The 22,292-nt window shown below is 64.9% G+C and carries 23 protein-coding genes, 1 tRNA gene and 1 pseudogene (1 of these 25 only partly in view); 6 read left to right on the top strand and 19 right to left on the bottom strand.

What is annotated here, in order from left to right:
* Nucleotides 1-113: 113 nt before the first annotated feature.
* The 9 genes from pafA to B384_RS0108580 form a co-directional block, all read right to left on the bottom strand.
* Entirely contained in the window at nucleotides 114-1,475 is a 1,362-nt protein-coding gene (gene pafA / locus B384_RS0108620; RefSeq protein WP_019482713.1) for a Pup--protein ligase, read from the bottom strand.
* Complete coding sequence (prcA, locus tag B384_RS0108615; RefSeq protein ID WP_026041065.1) at nucleotides 1,475-2,206, bottom strand: proteasome subunit alpha; 732 nt, start codon at nucleotides 2,204-2,206, stop codon at nucleotides 1,475-1,477. Before prcA ends, pafA begins: the two co-directional genes overlap by 1 nt.
* 2 nt (nucleotides 2,207-2,208) lie before the next feature.
* On the bottom strand, nucleotides 2,209-3,033 hold the full coding sequence (gene prcB, locus B384_RS0108610; RefSeq protein ID WP_019482711.1) for a proteasome subunit beta: 825 nt from the start codon (nucleotides 3,031-3,033) through the stop codon (nucleotides 2,209-2,211).
* A gap of 5 nt (nucleotides 3,034-3,038) precedes the next feature.
* On the bottom strand, nucleotides 3,039-3,254 hold the full coding sequence (locus tag B384_RS0108605; protein WP_019482710.1) for a ubiquitin-like protein Pup: 216 nt from the start codon (nucleotides 3,252-3,254) through the stop codon (nucleotides 3,039-3,041).
* 50 nt (nucleotides 3,255-3,304) lie between these two features.
* A complete protein-coding gene (gene dop / locus B384_RS0108600; RefSeq protein WP_083850895.1) occupies nucleotides 3,305-4,891 on the bottom strand; it encodes a depupylase/deamidase Dop in 1,587 nt (528 codons plus the stop codon).
* A 65-nt stretch (nucleotides 4,892-4,956) separates the two neighbouring features.
* A complete protein-coding gene (arc, locus tag B384_RS0108595) occupies nucleotides 4,957-6,681 on the bottom strand; it encodes a proteasome ATPase (protein ID WP_026041063.1) in 1,725 nt (574 codons plus the stop codon).
* 141 nt (nucleotides 6,682-6,822) lie between these two features.
* Nucleotides 6,823-7,911, bottom strand: coding sequence for a tRNA (adenine-N1)-methyltransferase (locus tag B384_RS18355; protein ID WP_083850890.1), 1,089 nt, complete (start codon nucleotides 7,909-7,911; stop codon nucleotides 6,823-6,825).
* A gap of 55 nt (nucleotides 7,912-7,966) precedes the next feature.
* A complete protein-coding gene (locus tag B384_RS0108585) occupies nucleotides 7,967-9,124 on the bottom strand; it encodes a site-2 protease family protein (RefSeq protein ID WP_019482706.1) in 1,158 nt (385 codons plus the stop codon).
* Nucleotides 9,121-9,897 carry an HAD family hydrolase gene (locus B384_RS0108580; protein ID WP_019482705.1) on the bottom strand — a complete coding sequence of 259 codons (777 nt, stop codon included), beginning with the start codon at nucleotides 9,895-9,897 and terminating at the stop codon, nucleotides 9,121-9,123. The genes B384_RS0108585 and B384_RS0108580 overlap by 4 nt, the downstream gene beginning before the upstream one ends.
* 137 nt (nucleotides 9,898-10,034) lie before the next feature.
* Here B384_RS0108580 and B384_RS0108575 point away from each other — a divergent pair, with 137 nt between their 5' ends.
* The gene (locus tag B384_RS0108575; protein ID WP_237715276.1) at nucleotides 10,035-10,889 is read left to right on the top strand and encodes a PAC2 family protein; all 855 of its coding nucleotides are present in this window, start codon (nucleotides 10,035-10,037) and stop codon (nucleotides 10,887-10,889) included.
* Between the two features lie 25 nt (nucleotides 10,890-10,914).
* Here B384_RS0108575 and mshC read toward each other — a convergent pair whose 3' ends face one another.
* Both mshC and B384_RS0108565 read right to left on the bottom strand, forming a co-directional pair.
* Nucleotides 10,915-12,192: a cysteine--1-D-myo-inosityl 2-amino-2-deoxy-alpha-D-glucopyranoside ligase gene (gene mshC / locus B384_RS0108570; protein ID WP_019482703.1), complete on the bottom strand. Its 1,278-nt coding sequence runs from the start codon at nucleotides 12,190-12,192 to the stop codon at nucleotides 10,915-10,917.
* Nucleotides 12,193-12,264: 72 nt separating this feature from the next.
* Nucleotides 12,265-13,089, bottom strand: coding sequence for an undecaprenyl-diphosphate phosphatase (locus B384_RS0108565; protein ID WP_019482702.1), 825 nt, complete (start codon nucleotides 13,087-13,089; stop codon nucleotides 12,265-12,267).
* A gap of 74 nt (nucleotides 13,090-13,163) precedes the next feature.
* Here B384_RS0108565 and B384_RS0108560 point away from each other — a divergent pair, with 74 nt between their 5' ends.
* Nucleotides 13,164-14,102: an aldo/keto reductase gene (locus B384_RS0108560; protein ID WP_026041061.1), complete on the top strand. Its 939-nt coding sequence runs from the start codon at nucleotides 13,164-13,166 to the stop codon at nucleotides 14,100-14,102.
* On the opposite strand, the gene B384_RS0108555 is transcribed toward B384_RS0108560, so the two are convergent.
* A complete protein-coding gene (locus B384_RS0108555; protein WP_019482700.1) occupies nucleotides 14,099-14,329 on the bottom strand; it encodes a hypothetical protein in 231 nt (76 codons plus the stop codon). The two genes, B384_RS0108560 and B384_RS0108555, sit on opposite strands and share 4 nt — an antisense overlap.
* Nucleotides 14,330-14,369: 40 nt before the next feature.
* Here B384_RS0108555 and B384_RS0108550 point away from each other — a divergent pair, with 40 nt between their 5' ends.
* Nucleotides 14,370-14,603 carry a DUF5703 family protein gene (locus tag B384_RS0108550; RefSeq protein WP_019482699.1) on the top strand — a complete coding sequence of 78 codons (234 nt, stop codon included), beginning with the start codon at nucleotides 14,370-14,372 and terminating at the stop codon, nucleotides 14,601-14,603.
* Nucleotides 14,604-14,615: 12 nt separating this feature from the next.
* On the opposite strand, the gene B384_RS0108545 is transcribed toward B384_RS0108550, so the two are convergent.
* Together B384_RS0108545 and B384_RS0108540 are read right to left on the bottom strand one after the other, a co-directional pair.
* On the bottom strand, nucleotides 14,616-15,776 hold the full coding sequence (locus B384_RS0108545; protein ID WP_019482698.1) for an acyl-CoA dehydrogenase family protein: 1,161 nt from the start codon (nucleotides 15,774-15,776) through the stop codon (nucleotides 14,616-14,618).
* A gap of 9 nt (nucleotides 15,777-15,785) precedes the next feature.
* A complete protein-coding gene (locus B384_RS0108540) occupies nucleotides 15,786-17,087 on the bottom strand; it encodes a M20/M25/M40 family metallo-hydrolase (protein ID WP_019482697.1) in 1,302 nt (433 codons plus the stop codon).
* Between the two features lie 153 nt (nucleotides 17,088-17,240).
* Here B384_RS0108540 and B384_RS0108535 point away from each other — a divergent pair.
* Together B384_RS0108535 and B384_RS0108530 are read left to right on the top strand one after the other, a co-directional pair.
* A tRNA-Leu gene (locus B384_RS0108535) sits at nucleotides 17,241-17,323 on the top strand.
* Between the two features lie 186 nt (nucleotides 17,324-17,509).
* On the top strand, nucleotides 17,510-18,238 hold the full coding sequence (locus B384_RS0108530; RefSeq protein ID WP_019482696.1) for a dienelactone hydrolase family protein: 729 nt from the start codon (nucleotides 17,510-17,512) through the stop codon (nucleotides 18,236-18,238).
* Nucleotides 18,239-18,314: 76 nt separating this feature from the next.
* Here the strand turns inward: B384_RS0108530 and arfB are convergent, their stop codons facing one another.
* Genes arfB through B384_RS0108510 form a run of 4 tightly spaced genes read right to left on the bottom strand, consistent with a single transcriptional unit; the run spans nucleotide 18,315 to nucleotide 20,800 of the window.
* The gene (gene arfB, locus B384_RS0108525) at nucleotides 18,315-18,737 is read right to left on the bottom strand and encodes an alternative ribosome rescue aminoacyl-tRNA hydrolase ArfB (RefSeq protein WP_019482695.1); all 423 of its coding nucleotides are present in this window, start codon (nucleotides 18,735-18,737) and stop codon (nucleotides 18,315-18,317) included.
* 12 nt (nucleotides 18,738-18,749) lie between these two features.
* A complete protein-coding gene (locus B384_RS0108520; RefSeq protein ID WP_019482694.1) occupies nucleotides 18,750-19,517 on the bottom strand; it encodes an SCO1664 family protein in 768 nt (255 codons plus the stop codon).
* Nucleotides 19,517-20,083, bottom strand: a complete 567-nt coding sequence (locus B384_RS0108515) for a DUF3090 domain-containing protein (RefSeq protein ID WP_019482693.1) — start codon at nucleotides 20,081-20,083, stop codon at nucleotides 19,517-19,519. Before B384_RS0108515 ends, B384_RS0108520 begins: the two co-directional genes overlap by 1 nt.
* A gap of 9 nt (nucleotides 20,084-20,092) precedes the next feature.
* Nucleotides 20,093-20,800 carry an MSMEG_4193 family putative phosphomutase gene (locus B384_RS0108510; RefSeq protein WP_026041060.1) on the bottom strand — a complete coding sequence of 236 codons (708 nt, stop codon included), beginning with the start codon at nucleotides 20,798-20,800 and terminating at the stop codon, nucleotides 20,093-20,095.
* A gap of 334 nt (nucleotides 20,801-21,134) precedes the next feature.
* Between B384_RS0108510 and B384_RS0108505 the strand changes: the two genes are divergently transcribed.
* Nucleotides 21,135-21,437, top strand: coding sequence for a DUF4193 domain-containing protein (locus B384_RS0108505; RefSeq protein ID WP_019482691.1), 303 nt, complete (start codon nucleotides 21,135-21,137; stop codon nucleotides 21,435-21,437).
* Between the two features lie 121 nt (nucleotides 21,438-21,558).
* Here the strand turns inward: B384_RS0108505 and B384_RS0108500 are convergent.
* Nucleotides 21,559-22,292, bottom strand: a pseudogene (locus tag B384_RS0108500) (kynureninase); it runs 499 nt beyond the window's last position.

The following is a 22,292-nucleotide window of genomic DNA, read 5'->3' as shown; positions in this document are numbered from 1 at the left end:
GGTGGCGCGTGCCGTGGGGGCCGCAGGAAGCTGGCCATTTTTCGTGAATGAACCTATCCAGCGTAACGGTTTAGGGCCGGTGGTTTCTCCCGTCGAGCAGTTTCACCGGGGATTCACAGCTGGGCGAGCAGCGCTTCGACCCGTTCGTCGACCGATTGGAAGGGGTCTTTGCACAGGATGGTTTGCTGGGCGCGGTCGTTGAGCTTCAGATGCACCCAATCGACGGTGAAGTCCCGGTTGGCGTCCTTCGCGCGTCGGACGAATTCCCCCCGGAGCCGCGCGCGGGTGGTCTGCGGTGGAATGTCCACGGCATTTTTGATGTCGACGTCGGTGACCACGCGCTCGGTCTCCCCCCGCTGCTGGAGCAGGAAATACAGGCCGCGTTCCCGGGAAATGTCGTGATAGGTCAGATCCAGTTGTGCCACCCTCGCGGACTCCAGGCCAAGACTGTGCCGGTCCCGGTAGCTGTCAATCAGCTTCTTCTTGATGGCCCAGTCAATCTCACGGTCGATGAGCCGATGGTCGCCGGTGCCGATTGCCTGCAGGGTCCTCCCCCACAGCTCGAGGATCCGTTCAACATGCGGGGTGTGGGCCCCGTTCGTTTCCACGAACTGGCGCACCCGCGCCAGATACTCCTGCTGCATGTCGAGCGCGGACATGGTGCGTCCACTAGCCAGCTTCAACGGCTGGCGTCCGGTGAGATCGTGGGAAATTTCCCTGATGCTGCGGATCGGGTTTTCCAGCCGGAAATCCTTCATGATGACGCCCGCCTCGATCATCCGCAGGATCAGGTCAACCGATCCTACTTTCAGGAGGGCGGTGGTCTCGGACATGTTGGAATCGCCGGCGATGACGTGGAGTCTGCGGTAGTACTCGGCGTCGGCGTGCGGCTCGTCCCGGGTGTTGATGATGGGCCGCGACCGGGTGGTGGCCGACGACACGCCCTCCCAAATGTGGTCGGCACGCTGGGAGAAGGCGTAGAGCGCGCCGGTCTGGGTTTTGAGGACCTTACCGGCACCGACCAGGAGCTGCCGGGTGACGAGGAACGGGATCAGGATGTCGGCCAGCCGGCTGAACTCGAGCTTCCGGGGAATGAGGTAGTTTTCGTGGCTGCCGTAGGAGTTCCCCGCCGAGTCGGTGTTGTTCTTGAACAGGTACACCCGTCCGTCGTAGCCCTCCTGCGCGAGCCTGCGCTGCGCCTCGGCCACCAGATCCTCCAGGATCAGCTCGCCGGCCCGGTCGTGCGCGATGAGCTGGGCGACGTCGTCGCACTCTGCCGTGGCGTACTCGGGGTGGGAACCGACATCCAGGTACAGCCGGGACCCGTTGGTGAGGAACACGTTGGAGGAGCGTCCCCAGCTGACCACCTTGCGGAACAGATACCGGGCCACCTCCTCGGGTGACAGCGGGCGGGAGTTGGGCCCCGAGTAGGCGATGCCGAATTCCGTTTCGATGCCGAAAATCCGGCGGTCCATCAGAGGCCGTCCTTCCCGAAGCCCAGCATGTCTCCCACTTCGGTGGGAAGGATCCGCCGGAACGCCCGCCGGGCGCCGCGGGTGGTCAGCGGGTCCCTATCCAGGACTGCAACCTCAAGGGTGTCGGGGTTGAGGCGCGTCCGGGGAGCGCCGGTCGCGCCGCCGCCGTGCCGGAGCGCATCCACCGCGGTCCTGACCGCTTCCGCGAAACTATGCTCGGCGTCCCACTGATCGGTCAGGGCGTCACCGACGGCATCCGCCTGCCCGCCCATCACGATGAACCGTCGTTCGTCGGCGATCGAGCCGTCGAACGTGAGGCGGTACAGGTGGTCAGCGTCGGTGCGGGGCCCTACCTCGGCGACGGCCAGCTCCACTTCAAAGGGTTTGCTGTCGGCGGTGAACACTGCGCCAAGACTTTGGGCGTAGACACTGGCCAGCCCGCGGGCGGTGACGTCTTCCCGGTCGTAGGAATATCCCCGCACATCGGCGTAGCGGACACCCGCCTGGCGGAGGCTCTCGAACTCGTTGTACTTCCCCACGGCGGCGAAAGCGATGCGGTCATAGATTTCGCCCACCTTGTGCAGGGACGGTGAGGGGTTCTCGGCGACCAGTGCAATCCCATCGCGACAACTGAGCACCACCACCGATCGTCCGCGGGCGATCCCTTTCCGGGCAAAATCGGCCCGGTCCTTGGTGAGCTGCTCGGGCGAAACGTAGAACTGTTGTGTCATGCTCATGCCTCCCGTCCTGCCACCGAGCGCGAGTCGATGACCTGCGCGGCGGCCAGCGCCAGCTCCCGCTCCGGAATCCGGCGGGCGCCAGCACTATTGACCGTGTACACCACCGGCCACAGCTGGCGGACGACGTCGGGGCCGCCGGTCGCCGAATCGTCGTCGGCCGCGTCGTAGAGGGATTCGACGGCGACCCGAACCGCGCGGTCCTCGTCGAGATTCGGTTTCCACAGCTTCTTCAGGGCGCCCCGGGCGAAGGCGGCGCCGGAACCGACGCTGTGGTGTTCCTGCTCCTCATAGCGACCGCCCGTCACGTCGTAGGAGAAGAGCCTGCCGACCCGCTGGACGGTGTCGAAGCCGGCGAAGAGGGGGACGACCGCCAGCCCCTGCAGCGCGAGTGGGAGGTTGGCCCGGATCATTGCTGCCAGCCGGTTGGCCTTGCCATCGAGGCTCATCAGGGTGCCCTCGATTTTTTCGTAGTGCTCAAGCTCCACCTGGAAGAGCCGCATGATGTCGAGCGCTATTCCGGCGCTACCAGCAATGCCGAGTACGGAGAACATGTCGGCTGGGAAGACTTTTTCGATGTGCCGGCTGGCGATAATGTTGCCCATCGTGGCGCGCCGGTCACCGGCCATCAGGACGCCGCCAGCGTACGTCATGGACACGATGGTGGTGGCGTGCGGCGCCACCGTCGCGGCGCTGGCCGGGGTCAACCCTCCGGCCGACCGGCTGGAGGGCAGCAGATCGGGGTGGTTCGACCCCAGATACCCGCTGAACGACGTGGAGGCTGCACGGCCAATCGACGCGGTAGCGTCTTCCGGAATCATTAAGGTTACTGGCCGCCCTTCTGGACAAAGCCGCGGACAAATTCTTCGGCGTTGGATTCGAGCACCCCGTCGATTTCGTCCAGCAGATCATCGACCCCCTGGGTCTGTGCAGTGGGTGCGCCGCCCTCGGGTGCTCCGCCGGTGTCCGGGGCCGGAGTGTCCTGCTGTTCGTCCTGCTGCTCGGGCCGTGACCCGGTATTCCTGCGGTCCTGTGTAGCCATGGCTGGCACCTTTCATTGCTGAGGATGTGATGCGCAAAACCTAGTGATGTCTATGGTGCCATGTTGGATTGTGGCCTGCTCAAAAGCCGCGCAACAAATTCTTCGGCGTCGGCCGATGCAGCGAACAACTCTTTGGTGAGGGCAGCTGTTCCCCGGAGGGGCTCACGGGTCTGGATTCGTTGCAGCCGACGTTGGGACGGCAACTCGAAGATGATTGAGTCCCAGCTGGCACCGACCACTTCGCGGGGAAAACTGCTGATGCAGCGGCCACGGAAGTAGGCCCGGGTGTCTTCGGGCGGGTGGGACACGGCGGCGTTCACCTGCTCATCGGTGACCAATCGGTCAATCTGGCCGCGGGCGCTGAGCCGGTGGTAGATGCTTTTCTCTGGCCGGAGGTCGGAGTACTGCAGGTCCACCAGGGCCAGGCGGGGGTCATCCCAGGCCATTCCGTCGCGGCTGCGATACGCCTCGAGCACTTTGAGCTTTGCCACCCAATCAAGTTGGTGTGCGGCGTCGAAGGGGTCCCGGCGCAGTGTATCGATGAGGGCGCCCCAGCGTTGCAACACGTCGGCGCTCTGCGGATCGGTTCCACCCTGCCGGTCCGATTCCGTCAGGCAGGCGTCGAGGTAGATTTCCTGCAGGTCCAGGGCGGTTACCGACCGGCCGTCTGCCAGCCTGATGCGGTGACTCAGCGTGGGGTCGTGGCTGACCGCCTGCAGCTCCCGGACCGGGTCCTGGATCTCGGGAATCGGCGCGTTGTCCCTGTCGATCAGGGACAACACCAGGGAGGTGGTTCCCATCTTCAGATAGTTCGAAATTTCGCTCAGATTGGCGTCGCCGATGATTACATGGAGCCGCCGGTACTTTTCGGCGACCGCATGAGGCTCGTCCCGGGTGTTGATGATGGGTCGGCGGACGGTCGTTTCCAGGCCGATCTCGTTCTCGAAGAAGTCGGCACGTTGGCTGAGCTGGAACCCGGGTGACTGATGGGAGGCGCCGATTCCTACCCGGCCTGAGCCACAGATTGTCTGGCGGGAGACGAAGAACGGAATCAGCACCGCTGCGATGTGGTTGAAGGGCACGCTGCGGGGCACCAGATAATTTTCGTGCGACCCGTAGGACACGCTCTTGTTGTCGGTGTTGTTTTTATACAGGTTGACTGGAGCGAAGCCCGGGGTGGCGGCTATCCGGCGCATGGCTGCCAGCGCCACGGAGTCGCCGGCCCGGTCCCACAGGACGGCGTCCAGCGGGTTGGTCACCTCGGGCGAGGAATATTCGGGATGGGCGTGATCGACGTACAGCCGTGCCCCGTTGTTGAGGACCAGGTTCATCAGGACTGCCGAGTCCAGCGGGCCGACGTCGTCGAGCGCCGCATCGACCAGGGCAACCTGCTCGGCGGTGAGGATCGGCGGACTGTCGGTCAGCTGGGATGGATCGGCTGCGTGCCGGGCCTGTTGCCACCCGCGGGCGTCAGCCAGGGGTGCCTCATCCGTGTAGTCCCAGCGGGTGCCGGCGAGGTTGCCGAGGCCCTCCCGCAGGGTCGCCGCGTAGGCGTTCACCACCTGGGACGACAGGACTGTGGCGTTGGCGTCCGGAATCGACGGCGCGATGATTCCGTACTCGGTTTCGGTGCCCATCACGCGGTGGGCGGAAAACCGTTCGGGGTCGAGGACTGACGGATCGGCGTGGTGTCCGGCTGGTGTCACAGATACTGTCCGGTATTGGGCGTGGTTTCGATGGTCTTCCCTGGCTCTTGCCCAGCCTTGCCCTGCACGATGGTGCGGATATAGGTGATCCGCTCCCCCTTCTTGCCGGAAATTCGGGCCCAGTCATCGGGGTTCGTGGTGTTGGGGAGATCCTCATGTTCACGGAACTCGTCGACGACGGCCCGGAGGAAATGCTCAATGCGCAGGCCCTTCTGGCCGTCCAAGAGCAGATCCTTGATGGCGTACTTCTTGGCCCGGTCCACCACGTTCTGGATGACAGCGCCGGAGTTGAAGTCCTTGAAGTAGAGCATTTCGGTGTCACCGTTTGCGTAGGTGACCTCGAGGTATTCGTTGGACTTTTCGGTGGAGTACATTTTTTCGACCGTGCGCCGGATGATTGCCTGCACGGTTGCTGCGCGGCTGCCGCTGTACTCGTTGAGGTCGTCGTCGTGCAGTGGCAGGTTCTCGGTGATGTACTTGCCGAAAATCTCGGCTGCACCCTCGGCGTCGGGGCGGTGGATCTTGATCTTCACGTCCAGCCGGCCGGGCCTGAGGATGGCCGGGTCGATCATGTCTTCCCGGTTGGAGGCACCAATCACGATGACGTTCTCAAGCTTTTCGACGCCGTCGATCTCACTGAGGAGCTGAGGAACGATAGTCGTTTCAACGTCCGAGGAGACGCCGGTACCCCGCGTCCGGAACAGGGAATCCATCTCATCGAAGAACACCACCACCGGGCTGCCGTCCGAAGCCTTCTCGCGGGCCCGGGCGAAGATCAGCCGGATGTGGCGCTCGGTCTCCCCCACATACTTATCCAGCAGCTCGGGTCCCTTGATGTTGAGGAAGTAGCTGCGCGTCTCGGTGGACCCGGTGCGTTCAATGGCACGCGCCGCGAGCGAGTTCGCGACGGCCTTGGCGATCAGGGTCTTGCCGCAACCGGGCGGACCGTAGAGCAGGATGCCTTTGGGCGCCTTCAAACCGTGTTCCCGGTAGAGGTCAGGGTGCAGGAATGGAAGCTCGACGGCGTCGCGAATCTGCTCGATCTGCGGCCCGAGCCCTCCGATGTCCTCGTACGCGATGTCCGGGACCTCTTCGAGCACCAGGTTCTCAACCTCACTGCGCGGGACCTTTTCGAGTGCGTAGCCGGACCGGTTGTCGACCGAGAGCGCATCACCAACACGGATCCGCTCGGACTGGAGCGGACCGTTGAGCCTGACCACCCGCTCCTCATCCGCCCGCCCGATAACCAGGGCGCGGTCGGAGCCCAGGAGTTCCTTGACGGTCACCAGCTCGCCGGAGCGTTCGAACCCCAGCCCCGCGATGATGGTCAGGGATTCGTTGAGCAGTACTTCCTGGCCGGGCATCAGTTGCGCCAGATTGACCAACGGACTGATCGCGACCCGCAGCTTCCTGCCGGACTGCAGAATGTCAGCACTGTCCTGGGACGCGGCGGACGCCGCGTCGCCGGGCCGTAGCGCATTGAGTTCGATGATGGTGCCGAAACTGAACGGGGTGGCGCCTTCGTTCTCGAGGGCCCCCTTGAGCCTGACAATTTCGGCACGCGCCGCCTCCAGGGCGGCAACCAGCTTGGTGTTGTTCTGGGCCGCAGACGATAACTGCCGGTCAATGTTGCGCAGCCGGTCCCGCAGGACGTTCAGTTGCCGTTGAGTCGCAGCGAGCTGGCTCGCCCCCGCCCCNCCCGGCCTCGGGCGGGGCGGCAGCGGACAGTTCCGGAGGGTCTACGTTCTCGAAGTCAGCCATGCGTATCGCCCACCTTCAGTGCTCGATTAATGCTCTCATTCGACCATAGCGCAGTGAGCCGGGTTATTCCTGATAGTCGCCGCCCCGGGTAGCATTCGGCCCTAGCTTTCTGTCGGCCCGTCCGCCTCACGGGCAGCGTCCGCGATCTGGTCACGACGGGCCTGCGCCTCGTCAGCGGGTAGCGCGCCGCGCTGGATCGTGGAGCTCGCATCGCGGGCCACCCGGCGCAGACGCTTGTCCGAAACCTCACGCTCACCCACAGCCTGGGGTGTCCAGGCGTTCAGATCCTCTGCGCTGAAATCCGTTTTCGAGGGGCGCCGCTTGGTCGTCAGACCGGTGACCCCGTGCGCCAACCGGCGGGTGATCAGGAGGAAGCCGGTGTGCGCGACCATGCGGTGGTCGGGTCGGACGGCGAGCCCTTCCAGATGCCAGCCACGGACCATCGATTCCCAGGCGTCCGGTTCGGTGAAACGCCCATCAGCCCGGATGGCTTCGGCGGTGCGGGACAGCTGCGTCACCGTTGCAACATAGTTGATCCACACCCCGCCCGGCGCCAGGACGGTGGCTACCGCGTCGAGGCATTCCCAGGGTGCGAGCATGTCGAGAACCACCCGGTCAACGCTGCCGGGTTCCTCCTGCTCGACCACCTGCTCCTGAAAATCGCCCAGGGTGATTTTCCAGGCCGGATGGGGCCCACCGAAAATGGTCTCGACGTTTCCCTGCGCAATGTCAGCGAATTCGGCCCGCCGTTCAAAAGAATGCAGGTAACCGGCATCACCGACGGCGCGGAGCAGCGAGATGGAGAGGGCACCGGAGCCAACCCCGGCTTCCACCACTCGCGCACCCGGATAGATATCGGCCATGGTGATGATCTGGCCGGCATCCTTGGGATAGACCACTGCTGCGCCGCGGGGCATGGAGAGCACGAAGTCCGACAGGAGCGGGCGCAGCGCCTGATACAGCTGGCCGCTGGTGTTGGTGAGAACAGTCCCTTCCAGGGAACCGATCAACCCATCGTGGAGCAGGAACCCCTTGTGGGTGTGAAACGCGCCGCCGGGGGTCAGCGTGATGGTGTTCATGCGGCCCTTCTCATCGGTCAGCTGCACACGCTCACCTGCACGGAAAGGGCCTCGGCGGACGGCTGCACCATGGGGAGGGTGTTCCGCGGGGGTGCTTCCGGGGGTGTTCATCAACGATCGTCCTTAGCTATTGGGGGTAGAGCACGCACACGTCGGTGGCGGCAGGTCAGGAATTTTGGCCAGGGAAGGGTTTGCCGGTGATCGCCGACACCACCGTCGACTGGTGGAGCAGGCCGGTGACCCGTCCCATCCGGTCGATGACCGCGTATTCGCTGCCGGGCAGCTTGGCCAGGAACTGCACCAGTTCCTGGCCAACGGCTGCTTCCGGCACGTAGGCCCCGGGAGAGAGTGCCCGGGCCACCGCATTGATCGGTGTGGTCTCGGCCGCATCGTCCGGGACGCTGAGCAGGGCGCCGGTATCGACTACTGCTTCGGGTTGTCCGCCCGCACCGGTCAGGACAATGGCCGCCCCCGGGTTGTCCCGGACGAGTTTCCTGACCGTTTGCACGGTGGTTCCGACCGGGATGCTGAAGGCTGGCTGCTTCAACCGGCCAGCACTGATCGCCGGGAGGCGGAGCCGCATCTGGGCGTTGTTGATGGCCGCCGTCGCACCCATCCAAAGGAACGCGCCCATCACCGCTGCGATGATGACCACCATCAGGTCGGGCGTCCCTCCGGCCAGCAAGGGAAGTCCGAGGACGGCAACCACGAGCAGGATCACGATGACGCGGCCAGCCCAGCCCGCCGCCACGGTGCCCTTGTCCTGGTTGCCGGTAGCCTTCCAGACAGCAGATTCAACAATTCGTCCGCCGTCGAGGGGCAGGCCCGGCAGCACGTTGAACACGGCCACCAACAGGTTTGCCCACACGAAAATGTCAGCGAGCAGGCGGCCTACCGACTGGGGTTCAAAGAGTGGGACCGCCAACCAGCCAGCGAGGGCGAGGAGAAAGTTCGCCGCCGGGCCGGCCAGCGCCACGATCAGCGAGCGGCCCGGGCTGGCGTTGAAGTTTTCGAACTGGGTGTGCCCGCCCCAGAGGTTGAGCACAATGCGCGTGGTCGGCCAGCCGAAGACCCGGGCTGACAGCGCGTGGGCGAGCTCGTGGACCAGCACTGACGCGGCGAGCAGCAGCGCGTACCCGAGGGCCACGCCGTAGGCTCCGGCCCCGATCCCGGGAAAGGCGCGGGCCACCTGCGGGCCGAAGACCACCACCACAAACAGGGCGATGACGAACCAGGACCAGGCCAGAACGATGGGAATCCCCCAAAGCCGCCCCAGGGAAATTCCCTCCCGCCGCTGCAGCCCAGGAGCCTCGGGTGAGGTCACCGCGAGGCCGACTCTGCCGGGACGGCTGGCTCGGTGAGCGACGCCGCGTGGTCGAGGACCAGCCGGTTGAGGTCAGCCACGGATTTCTGCCTCAGGGTGGGCCATTGATACCAGCCCCGATCGGTCGGGAGCGGCATCATGTGGGGTACGGTCAGCGTCACTAGCCCGGCGGCTCCAGCCGACGTCGCGCCCGGAAGGGAGTCCTCGATCGCGACCACCCGGTGCTTGGATAGCGTGCCCCTCGATCCGTCGAGGGAGTCAAACCCCAGCAGGTAGGCCTCCGGATCGGGTTTTCCCCGCCGCACCATGTCCCCGGTGACCAGGAACTCGAACGTCCCAGCCGGCAGCTGACTTGCCACCTCAGCGGCGAGGGGCCCCTCGGACATGGTGACCATGGCGCACGGAATGTGCTGTGCCTTCAGCTCGGCCAGCAGCTCGACGGCTCCTGGTCGCCAGGGCGCAGCTTCGGCGACCCGGGTCTGGACCTCGGTGGTCAGGTGGTCGATGATCTCGCGGATTTCCAGCTCAACGCCGGCCTGTTGCAGGACCCCCGCCGAGAAGGACAGCGCCTGCCCCACCAGAGCTTCGGCGTCGGCGGTGGACCAGGTGCCGCCATGCTTCGCGACCAGATCCTTTTCGGCCTGGATCCAGTACGGCTCGGTATCGACGATGGTCCCGTCCATGTCCCAGAGGACTGCCTGGAGGCCGTCGTCGTCGTCGTGGGTGGCGTGCCCGGAAATGGACGCAACTGTACTGGGATCGGAATTAGCCATACCCCCAGTCTACGGGGAGGCTAATGCCCGGCGGCCGCTTTGGCTCTGCGCGAAGGTGCAGTCAATAGCTGCCAACACCGCGCGGGGAGGTTTAGGGTGAAGTGGTGAGTACCTTTGATGAGAGCGTCCAGCCCGGAATCCGTGGCCTTTTCCAGGACAGTGGTTCCCCCGACCGGCGGGTGACGATCATGCTTGCCGCCTTCGAGGGGTGGAATGACGCCGGCGAAGCGGCCAGCGACGCGCTGAAATTCATGGGCAGGTACTGGGGCAGCGAGAAGGTTGCCAGCATCGACGCTGACGAGTTCTACGATTTCCAGTTCACCCGCCCGGTGGTTAGCCGGAACGCCCAGGGCCGGCGCAAAATCAAGTGGCCCACCACGCGGATCAGCAAGGCCCCGGTCCCCGGGACGAACGTGGACCTCATCCTGGTGCACGGTGTGGAACCGTCCTATAAGTGGCGTGCGTACACAGCCGAACTGATTGCCTCGGCCAAAGAACTCAATGTTGACTGCATCATCCTGGTGGGGGCTCTGCTCGCGGATGTGCCGCACACCCGGCCCATCCCGGTCACGGTCACCTCGGATGATGATCTGGTGCGGGAGAACCTCGACATTGAACCGTCCACCTATGAGGGTCCAATCGGGATAGTCGGAGTGCTCAGTGAGGTGGGCTTGCTGGCCGACATACCGACGCTGTCACTGTGGGCGGCCGTACCGCACTATGTGGGGCAGTCCCCGTCCCCCAAGGCGCAGCTTGCCCTGCTCAACCGGCTCGAAGAGATGCTGCACCTGTCCCTGGACATGCACGTGCTGGTCGAAGAGTCTGAGGCGTGGGAGCGCGGTGTTGACGAGCTGGCTATCGAAGACCCCGAAGTGGCCGCCTATGTGCGGCAACTGGAAGAAGCCAAGGACACCGCCGACCTGCCCGAGGCGAGCGGGGAATCGATTGCCCGGGAGTTCGAGCGGTACCTGAAAAAGCGTCGCAAGGACTGAGCTAGGGTCCGGGCGGTGGACCCCTCTAGCGGGTCAGCCTGATGCCGAGCAGCGCATCCAGTGCGTCGACCACGCCGGAGGCACCGTCAGCTGTCCCGCCGGAGATGGGTGCTTCGGCGGCCCAACGGTCCACAGCTGCCACCCCCGCGGGGGCGTCGAGGTCGTTGGCCAGCGCTGCACGGAGTTCAGCGGTCAGTGCGGCAGCCGATTCCTCAGTCGCCGACCCCAGTGCAAGCCGCCAGCTGGACAGCTGGTCCTGGGCACGGGGAATCACCTTGTCGGTCCATGACCAGTCCGACCTGTAATGGTGGTTGAGAATGGCCAGCCTGATCGCGGCCGGATCCACGCCGTCCCTGCGCAGGGACGACACCAGCACCAGGTTGCCGCGGGACTTGCTCATTTTTTCGCCGTCCAGGCCAACCATCCCGGCGTGCGAGTAATGCCTGGCCAGAGGCGTGCCGGTTGCTGCCTCCGCGTGGGCTGCGCTCATCTCATGGTGGGGGAATACCAGGTCAGAGCCGCCTGCCTGCACGGTGAACGGCAGTTCGAGGAACCGCTGCGCAATCACTGCACATTCGATGTGCCAGCCGGGACGGCCCCTGCCGAGGGTGTTGCCGTCCCAGTCAGGCTCACCGGCCCGAGCCACCCGCCACAGCAGGGGGTCCATCGGATGCTTCTTCCCGGGGCGGGCAGGGTCCCCGCCGCGTTCGGCGAAGAGCCCGGTCATCTCCTCCTGGCCGAGGTGGGAAACGGCGCCCAGGAACCAGGCCTCCGGCCCTGTCAGCGATGCGGACGCTGCATCCACCGAGAAGTAAATGTCGCCGTCGGGCTCCGCCCCGTCGCCGGCGACGGGGTACGCGATGCCGCGTTCCAGCAGTGATTCGATCACCGGGACAATCCACTCGATCGATTCGACCGCCCCAATGTAGTGGTCCGGGGGGATCACGTTGAGCTCGTACATGTCCTCGCGGAACAGATCCGTCTGCTGCGTGGCGAGATCAGTCCAGTCCACCCCCGTGGCGGCCGCCCGCTCCAGCAGCGGGTCGTCGATGTCGGTGACGTTCTGGACATAGTTCACGACGGCGCCTGAGTCACGCCAGAGGCGGTTCAGAAGGTCGAATGCCACATAGGTCGCGGCGTGGCCCATATGGGTGGCGTCGTAGGGTGTAATCCCGCAGACGTAAAGGCCATGCCGGGAGTCCGTCGGCAGCGTAACGTACTGCTGCTGCTTGGTGTCATACAGGCCGATGTCGGCGCTTTCGCCGGGCAGGACAGGAATAGGTCGAGAGTTCCACGCAATCACACTTCTACAATACGTTCCTTGCAGCGGTGACCCGACCAGCGATCCGCCCCAGACGTTCTGCTGACAGGGGAATCAGGGGTTGATGATGCCGAATCCGAGGAGCAGGAACAGGGCCAGGCCCAGCAGGATGCGGTACCAGACGAAGAGGCCGTAGCTGCGGGTGGAGACGAACTTCAGGAACCAGCCAATGATGATGAACCCGACCACGAAGGCGATACCGGTGGCCAGTGCCGTCTCCCCCAGCCCGTAGGGGCCCGGCTCGCCGATGCTCTTGAACAACTGGAAAAAGCCACTGGCAAACACGGCAGGAATGGCCAGCAGGAACGAATAGCGTGCTGCGGCTTCGCGGTTGTACCCCATGAAAAGGCCGGCGGTGATGGTGCCGCCCGACCGAGAGACGCCCGGGATGAGGGCCAGCGCCTGGGCGAAGCCGTAGAAGATGCCGTGCCGGTACGTCAACTGGTCCAGGGACCGGTTCTGCTTTCCGACGGCGTCCGCCACCGCCAGGATGAGCCCAAACACGATCAACATGGTGGCGGTCAGCCACATGCTGCGCAGGGTGCTCTCGATCTGGTCCTGGAAGAGCAGCCCCAGCACACCGATCGGGAGGCTGCCGAGGATCACGAGCCAACCCATCCTCACATCCGGGTCGCTGGTGGGTACTTTCCCGACGAGCGACCCACTCCAGGCCCGAATGATCCTGACAATGTCGCGCCAGAAAAACACCACCACGGCGGTTTCAGTGCCAAGTTGGGTGATCGCCGTGAACGCGGCGCCTGGGTCCTGGGCGTTCGGTAGAAACTCGCCGACAATCCGGAGGTGGGCGCTTGAGGAGATGGGCAGGAATTCCGTCAGGCCCTGCACCAGGCCCAGGATGGCAGCTTCGATCCAATTCACAAGTAAGACCTTAGAGTACTCAGCCGTCAACCTCCGGTAGGCGACAGCCCTCCCCGAGGCTTTAGGCTTACCGTATGCAGTGGCAAAACGTGGGTAGCAGCGGTCTGACGGTATCCCGTGTGGGATTGGGCACAATGACCTGGGGGCAGGACGCGGATGAGGAGACGGCACGGGAACAGCTTCGTCTGTTCACCGAGGCCGGCGGCACCCTGGTGGGGACCGCCGCCCGCTACTCGGATGGCCGGGCGGAGGCGATCCTCGGGGACCTGATCGGCGATACCGTCGCCCGGTCCGAGCTGGTTCTTGCCGTCCAGGGTGGGTCGGCACGCCAGCACGGCGGGGTGCGGCACGCTGACGGGTCCCGGAAGGGACTCCTCGATTCCCTTGATGCTTCCCTGGCCCGGCTGGGAACCGACCACGTCGACCTGTGGCTGGCCCCGGCCCGCCTTGATGCCGTTCCGTTGGATGAGACCCTCGGGGCACTGGAACTGGCCTACCGGACGGGGCGGGCCCGCTACGTGGGCGTCTCCAACCAAGCGGGTTGGGAACTTGCCCTCGCCTCGGCCACAGCTGGTTTCCCGTTGACGGCGCACGAGGCTGAATACTCGCTGCTGAACCGCACCGTGGAACGGGAGGCGACACCTGCCGCGGAGGCCCTCGGGGTGGGCCTGGTGGCGTGGGCGCCACTGGGTCGTGGGGTCCTGACCGGAAAGTACCGGGGTCAGACCCCGGCGGATTCGCGGGCGGCATCGGACCTCTGGGCGCCCTACGTGGAGCCGTATCTCACGGGACGGCCGCAGCGGATCACCGAGGCACTGGTCACCGCCGCCAAAGGCCTGGACCTGGCGCCACTGGAAGTGGCGCTGCGGTGGGTACTGCACCGGCCGACGGTGGCTGCCGCGATGACCGGTGCGCGGACCAGCCACCAGCTCAAGGATGTCCTGTCAGCGGGGCAGGACCCGCTCCCCGCGCAAATCTCCGCAGTGCTCGACGAAGTGTCGGCCCAGTCCTAGGACTCGTCGGATTCGTCGTCGTCGCCGTCTTCATAGATGACCAGCGGCGTCACTTCCCCGTGGGCGTCGTAGAGGACTTCCTCATAGGTGTCGAAGGCGTCGGCGATGGCCAGGTAGGCGGCCTCAACGGCCGGATCCTCGTCCCCGCGCCGGGATGCGGCAGCGTTAAGATGCTCCTCAAGCGCCGAAACCAAGGTTTGGAGCGCGACACGCGGATCAATACTCATGGGTAGACGTTATCGGTAAAGTGATCAAAATTGGAGGGAAATGCGAGAACAATTTCTGAACGCAACGACGGCGCCCCGGCGCGACGTCGAACGCCGGTACGAGTATCTGGTGTTGACCGTCAACGCGGGCGAACCGGTGAACGCCGCCCGTCAGGCGCTGACCGAACACGCCGAGTACGGCAAATGGGAACTGGAACGCAGTTGCATCTACATCGGTGGCGGACGCCGGTACTGGATGCGGCGCAAGGTCCTCCGGGTGGAACGCACGGCCTAGGAGCCGGAGGCCCTAACTGTCCTCCTGCGGACCCAACCAGGCGGTCGCTACCGTGCGGTGAGCCGACTCGGTGGACGACGGATGGTACTGGCCCGCCAGCACGTCACGGTGGAGCCTGCCGATTTCGCTACCAGCCTGGTAGCCGCGCCCGCCGGCAAGGTGCATTGCCGCGTCGTTGACCTGCCGGGCCACGGCGGTGGCCCGCAGCTTGAGGCCCACCAGCTTGGCGAACCACTGGCTCCCATGATCTGCACCCTCGTCCAGGTCCCGCGCCACAGACCGTAGCTGGGCATCGAGTGAGTCGATGGCCATTGCGGCATCGGCGATCTGCCAGCGCACCTCGGGCGCCTGAGACAGGGCCACGCCGTCCCGACCGGTGGTGCGCTGCCGGGCCGAGTCGATGGCAAGGGTCAGCGACCGGTCGCCAATCCCCGTGTACACCGCTGACAGCAGCGTCTCGAAGACCCCGAAGATGGCGAAGATGAGGGGGTCTGCGTTGGGGCCGACCGGGAGGTGCCTGAAGATCCGTTCGGCGGGTACGACGACGTCGTCCAGCCGGGTGGTGTGTGACTGGCTGGCCCGCATGCCCATGGTGTCCCAGTCCTCGACCGTGTGGACCCCTGCGGTCCCCCGGGTCACGATTCCGTGCACCAGCTCCCCGGCGCCGTCGGGTGTGGTGGCCTTGCCAAAAATCCCGAGCCGCGTCCACGCGGGTGCGAGGCTGGTGAAGATTTTGGTTCCGGTGAACGAGTACCCGCCGTCGGCCTGTGGTGTGGCGGTGGTGAGAGAGTCGAACAGGACGGCGTCGTTGCCCGGCTCGGAGAGTCCGAAGGCGTACAGCTCCCCTTGGGCGGCCTCCTGCAGGACGAAACCCAGGGAGTGGTCCCCCAGGCGTTGCAGCATCAGGGCCACCCCGGTCCAGACCAGGTGCATGTTGATGGCCAGGGCGGTGGCGGGTGCCGCGGACGCCAGCCGCCGTTGGCACGCGGCAACCGCTGCGACGCCCAACCCCCGGCCGCCGTCGTTCACGGGTGCCATCAACGCGAGATAGCCGATGGCTTGGAGATCGGCCAGATCCGCGTGGAAGAACTCGTTCCGTGCGTCGTAGCCGGCGGCCCGCTCCCGGAACGTGTCCAGGAGTCGGTCCGGGAGGATTTCCTCGGGGGTGTCCATGGACGCTGCCTAGTAGGTGGTGAGCAGGCGGTGGAGCACCTTGGAACCAAACTTGAGCGACTCGGTGGGTACCCGCTCGTCGACGCCGTGGAACATGCCGGTGAAGTCGAGTTCGTCGGGCAGCTGCAGCGGGGCGAACCCGTAGCCGGTGATGCCGAGGCGGCTCAGCGACTTGTTGTCTGTGCCGCCGGACAGCGTGTACGGCAGGACCTTCGCGCCGGGGTCCTGGCTATGCAGGGCGTCGATCATGGAGTCCACCAGGTTGCCGGCGAATGGCACCTCAAGCGAAACGTCCTTGTGGTCGTAGGTGACGTCGACGCCGTCGCCCGCGAGCTCCTTGATGGTGGCGAGGACCTGTTCCTCCTGGCCGGGCAGGGTGCGGACGTCGATCAGGGCTTCGGCTGTGCCCGGGATGACGTTGTGCTTGTAGCCGCTCTTGAGCACCGTGGGGTTGGAGGTGTTTTGCAGGGTGGCGCCGACGAAGCGGGCCACGGTGCCGAGTTCGGCGAGGAGCGTCTCGGGGTTGTCAGGATCGAATTCGACGCCGGTGAGTTCGGTCACACCGTCGAGGAACTGGCGGGTGGTGGGGGTGAGCTCAATTGGCCACCGGTACTCCCCCACCCTTGTGACGGCGCGTGCCAGCCGGGTGACGGCGTTGTCGGTGTTGATCTGTGAGCCGTGACCGGCACGGCCGTGGGCTACCAGACGGAGCCAGGAAATGCCCTTTTCCGCAGTCTGCAGCAGGTAGGTGCGCTGACCGCCGATGTTCGCTGAGAAGCCGCCAACCTCGGAGATGGCTTCGGTGGCTCCCTCGAAGAGGCCTGGCTGGGTGTCGACCAGCCAGGATGCCCCGTATTTGCCGCCGGCTTCCTCATCGGCGAAGAAACCGAAGATGAGGTCGCGCTTGGGCTGGATTTTTTCGCGCTGCATGTTGCGGAGGACCGAGAGAATCATGGCGTCCATGTCTTTCATGTCCACTGCACCGCGGCCCCAGATCAGGCCATCCTTTTCCTCGCCGCTGAACGGATCGACTGTCCAGTCCTCTTTCTGGGCGGGGACGACGTCGAGGTGGCCATGCACCACCAGCGCGGGCAGGGAGGGATCAGAACCGGGCATCCGGGCAATTACGGAGGCCCGGCCCGGTTCGGACTCGAAAATCTGGGTGCCAAGGCCCACTTCCTCGATCAGGCCCGCCGTGTACTCAGCAGCCGCTCGTTCGCCGGGGCCCACGTTGTCACCATAGTTGGAGGTGTCGATGCGGATGAGTTCCTGGCAGATGCGGACAACTTCGTCTTCGGGCTTGATATTCATCGTGCGGGCCTCCTAATGGCGAATGAGCTGTGTCACCAGCCTAACCACTTTGTCTGGAGGGTCCCGCGAGCAGCGGATTAAACTCTTGGGCCTTGATCGTGTTAGAGTTTTTTTCGCTGCTTCCGAGGTTTAGAGCTACGGAAAACATCACCTGCGCGGGTGGCGGAATGGCAGACGCGCTAGCTTGAGGTGCTAGTCCTCTAACGAGGGTGGGGGTTCAAGTCCCCCTCCGCGCACAGTGAAAAAACCCCGGTCCGCCGGGGTTTTTTTATGCCCTCGACCACGTGGAGCCTTTCTTCGACCACGCCACCTTCGATCCGGCTGCGCGACCTCTTATGGGTCGCCTGGCAAAGAGCATGCCCTTGTGCCAGGAGTCCCCCTCTGGGATAGTTTCGGCATCATTCGCTAGCGAGGGGGCCGACATGACCGATGTGCGGATCCAGACAGCTCAGGGAATCATGCCAGCCTCCGTTTCAGTGCCCGCAGTGGACCCGCCGTGGCCAGGGGTTGTCATTACCCATGATTTTTCGGGGATGAGCCAGGACCTGCGTGATCAGGCCGATTGGCTTGCCGCCGAAGGATTTCTGACCGTCGCACCGGACCTGTACTACTGGGGAAATCGGCTGGCATGCCTTCGGATCATCATGCGTGACATCGGCGCCCGCCGTGGCAGGACCTTCGATGATATTGAGGCTGCACGCGCCTGGCTGGTCGGGCAGGAGGGTTGCACCGGAGTGACGGGAGTTATTGGCTTTTGCATGGGGGGCGGATATGCCCTCGCGCTTGCCCCGGAGAGCCATTACTCCGCGGTCAGCACCAATTACGGCGGTTGCCCCGCCGATGCCGCGCAATGGCTGGTTGGTGCCTGTCCGATCGTCGGCAGCTACGGTGGCCGGGACAGGTCCCCCATGGGACGCAAGGCCGGTCTGCGGCTGGAAGGTATCCTCGAGTCCGTTGGGGTGGAGCACGACATCAAGATCTACCCCGACGCGGGCCACGGGTTCATGAACCAGATGAATCCAGCCGATAGCACGCTGCTCCTGTCGTTCCTCGGAGCGGTCTCCGGTACGAAGTACCATGCAGCCGCCGCACAGGACGCACGGCGGCGTGTGGTCGCCTTCTTCAACGAGCACCTGCGCAGCGACGGCTGACCGGGACCTCGGACGGACGATTCTGCCGGGGCAACGGCTATCCAGTGGCAACAGCCATCCAGGGTGCCACATCACGCTATTCGGCGGTAGGGCGCTGCCGGTTGCGTTTCGTGGCCGACCGCTGTTGCTTCGCGACGAGATGCCGCCGGGCGGAGCCGCGCGTGGGCCTGGTCGGACGCCGAGGTTTCGCGTCGGGAGCCAGTCCCACGGTGACCAGCTCGGCGAGTTTGCGCATTGCCGTGTCGCGGTTGCGCAGCTGGGAACGCTGCTCGGAGGCGACGACGGTGACCGTTCCGGCAACGACGTGGCGGCTGAGCCGGTTGAGGAGCATCGCGCGCTGCTCGTCGGAGAGGACCGTCGAGTCCGCAATATTCCAGAACAATTCGACCCGGCTGTCGGAGGTATTCACGTGCTGCCCGCCCGGCCCGGATGACCTGGAAAAGCGCCAGCCGAGTTCACGCTCGGGAATGACGAGCTTCGCTGACACCTCAAGATCCATCGCGGCACATCCCTAAAACAGCGGCCAGGGTACCGCCGACATCTCACCGCTCGGCGCCGGAAAACGCCCGTCCGCGCGCAGCTTGTCGCAGCGTGCGGCCAGCGAAGCGATTTCCTCCGCGCTGAGCAGGTCCGCCAGAGCGCCCCCAAGGTCACCGGTCAGCCCCACACTGACACGGTCAATACCGTCGAGCTCATCCGCGGTCAGGGGGTCGCCCAGCCATCCCCACAGCACCGTGCGCAGCTTGTGGTCGCTGTGGAAGGTGAGCCCATGGTCGACCCCGTGCCGGTGTCCGTCGCCCATCGCGAGGATGTGGTCACCTTTGCGGTCGGCGTTGTTGACGACGACGTCGAACACTGCCATCCGCCGCAATGCCGGCGTGTCCTCGTGAAGGAGGGCGACCATCCGACCGTTTTCGTCCTGACCCTTCAACACCTGCTTCCAGCCAGTCTCGGGCACCCGGTGGGAGGGGACGAGGTCCACGGGGTTCTGCTCCGGGTCCTGCTCCTGCCAGAGTTGCACCATTCCTTTGCCCAGCGGACCCTCACGCAGCCAGGTGAAGGGCACGACGTTCCAGCCGAACGACTGCGAGACCAGGTACGCGGCGACCTCCCGGTGTGCGAGGGTTCCGCCGGGAAAATCCCAGAGCGGATGCTCCCCCGCGATGGGTTTATAGACGACCGCCTCGGTGCCGATACTGCCCAGGAACGTGGCGTTCGACGCTGTCGTGATGCGACCGGTAAGCGTCAGCTCGGCCGTCGCAAGGTCAGGCGTCGGCATCAGGCCTCAGGAAGGGTGCAGGTGTGCCCATCGATGTCGACCGGTTCCCCGCACAGCGGGCAGGTGGGGCGGCCAGCGTCGACAATCTCGCGGGTGCGTTTCGCGAATGCGCGGGCGGTACCGACCGGCATCCGGACCAGTAGCATTTCGGACACCTCGACCCCTTCTGCGCCGATCGACTCATCAACGGCGTCGCCGTCGTCCTCAGTATCAATCTCGGTGATCGGGTAGGCCTCTATGACCAGCTGAACTGTCGATGGGTCCCAACCGAGACTCAGGGCCCCGGTGCGGAACTGCTCTTCCACGGGTTCGAGCTGGTCATTGTCGACCAGTTCAATGGGAGTGCTCGCAGGAATGCTGAACGGGTTGCCGTCCAGGGTGATGAGCTGGTCGAGAATCTCGTCGATCTTCTCGGCAAGCTGGGCCGACTGCTGCTTTTCCAGGGCGATGCTGACGATCTGCGCCCCGGCACGTACCTGGAGATAGAACGTGCGCGACCCCGGAGCGCCGATCGTTCCGACAACAACTCGATCAGGCCAGGTGAACTCATGAACTTTAGTAGGCATACAGCTATTTTAGGTGATTGAGGTTCGTGGGGGCTGCGGTCCCGCGCCGCCGCCGACCGGTGCATCAGCCGCGTGGACCGTTGTCGATAACCAGGACAGATCCCCGGCATCGGTGTTGGTGGCATAGACGCTCGGCCGGCTTGTGCCGTACCGCACAATCGATACGGAGGCCGGCCCCACATTGATGCGCTGGAACAGGTCCAGGTGCATCCCGAGTGCGTCAGCGAGGATCGACTTGATGATGTCACCGTGGCTCACCGCCACCCACACCGCACCTGCCCCGTGCTCGGCCTCGAAGGCCGCATCGTGGCGGCGAATCGCGGCTACGGACCGGGCCTGCATTGCTGCCATGGATTCGCCGCCGGGAAAGGTCACCGCGGAAGGCTGGGCTTGCACAACGGTCCACAGGTCTTCGGTCGCAAGGTCGCTGAGGGTGCGTCCCTGCCATTGGCCGTAATCACATTCGGTCAGATCGGGGTCGACGGGAGTGAGCGGGTTGCCTAGTTGACGATCGAGGATGAACTGGGCGGTCTGCTGACACCGCTCGAGTGGGCTCGATACCACGCCGACGACTGGGACGGCAGCCAGACGGTCACCCGTCAGGGCTGCCTGGTCACGTCCGACCTGGTCCAGGTTCACGCCGACGGTCCGCCCGGCGAGGAGTCCGGCGGCATTCGCTGTGGTGCGGCCGTGCCGCACGAGGATAACTGTGGCCATCTCTTTAGAGTAACGAACCCGGTGGTGCATCCCGGCCCGGAAACTGCCGTCCGGCACAGCCTTGCCGGTTTCTTCCGGCGGTTCTGTGCCGGACGGCAGTTGCTGCGGGAAGGTAGGGGTGAGGCGGACCGACCGGGTGAGGTGGGCCCAACCGGGTGCGTCCGGCCCGATCAGCCGCGCGATTGCGCTACTGAGTGTCGTCCCTGCTACCTTGTCCCTTGACAATCGGGGAACTTAATCTGTATCCCACACGCTGTTAGCGTAAGCCGCCACTTTCCGCTGGCGCTCCCTGTACTCTGATTGATCACACAACTGAAGGAGAAGCACCGCCCGCATGGCAACTGACTACGACGAACCACGCGTCAGGCCCGAAGACCAGCCTGTCAATGAATCGCTTGAGGCGATTCAGGCTCAACGCAGCGCCACCACCCAGTCGTCCACGATCGACACCGATGAAAGCGACACCGCTGAGGGCTTCGATCTTCCAGGTGCCGTCCTTGAGGAAGAACTCCTTATTTCGGTGATCCCCGAACGGGAAGACGAATTCACCTGCATGTCCTGCTTCCTGGTGAAGCACCGCACACAGCTCGCACGCGAGAAGAACGGCGACAAGTACTGCGCCGAGTGTGAGGGTTAGCCGACAACGAAGCGGCCGATAGGCTCAGAACCGCCGCTTGCACCCGGCAAACCTTGCTGCGGCGGCCGCTTCTGGGTGAAGCCGGGACGGAATGCCGAGAAGTCAGCTTCTTCGCCGGGGTTTAGGCGGGAGGCAGGCTTTCGGCGATCCGCTGGATTCCGAGGTAGGTCTCCTCGAACGACGTCGACAGCGGCGAGAGTCCCAGCCGGATACCCGCGGGGTTGCGGTAGTCCGGGATGACCCCCTTCGCCCACAGCTCGGGGATCAGGTCCTTGAAGCCGGGGTGGTCGATGGTGATGTGGCTCCCGCGCTGTCCCGGGTCGCGCGGAGAGGTGACGACGACGCCGTGCTCCCCCATCAGCGCGTCCACCGCTTCCACCGCAAACGAGGTCAGCGACACGGATTTGGCGCGGACTGCGTCCATGCCCACCTCGGCAATCAGTCCGAGCATGTCCTGCATTGCCAGCATTCCGATGATGGGCGGGGTGCCCGAGATGATCCGCCTGATCCCCGGGGCGGGTTCGAAGTCCGAGCCCATGCCAAAGGGGTCGGCGCTGCCGAGCCACCCCTGGATCGGCTGCTGAAAATCCTCCAGATGCCGCTGGGCCACATAAGCCCAGGCTGGAGCGCCGGGACCGCCGTTGAGGTACTTGTAGCTGCACCCCGTTGCATAGTCCACGTTCCATCGGTCCAGCTCGGCGGGCACCGAGCCGACGGAGTGGCTCAAATCCCACAGGACCAGTGCGCCGGCGTCGTGCACCACCTCGGTGATCGCGGGGACGTCGGCCAGGTGCCCTGAGCGGTAAGCGACGTGGCTGAGTACCACCAACGCTGTTTGTGGGCCGACGGCTGCCG

The organism is Arthrobacter sp. TB 23 (assembly GCF_000294595.1).
Taxonomy (GTDB): Bacteria; Actinomycetota; Actinomycetes; order Actinomycetales; family Micrococcaceae; genus Arthrobacter_D.
The sequence above is the reverse complement of the archived record's forward strand: the minus strand, read 5'-3'. Positions and strand labels throughout refer to the sequence as shown.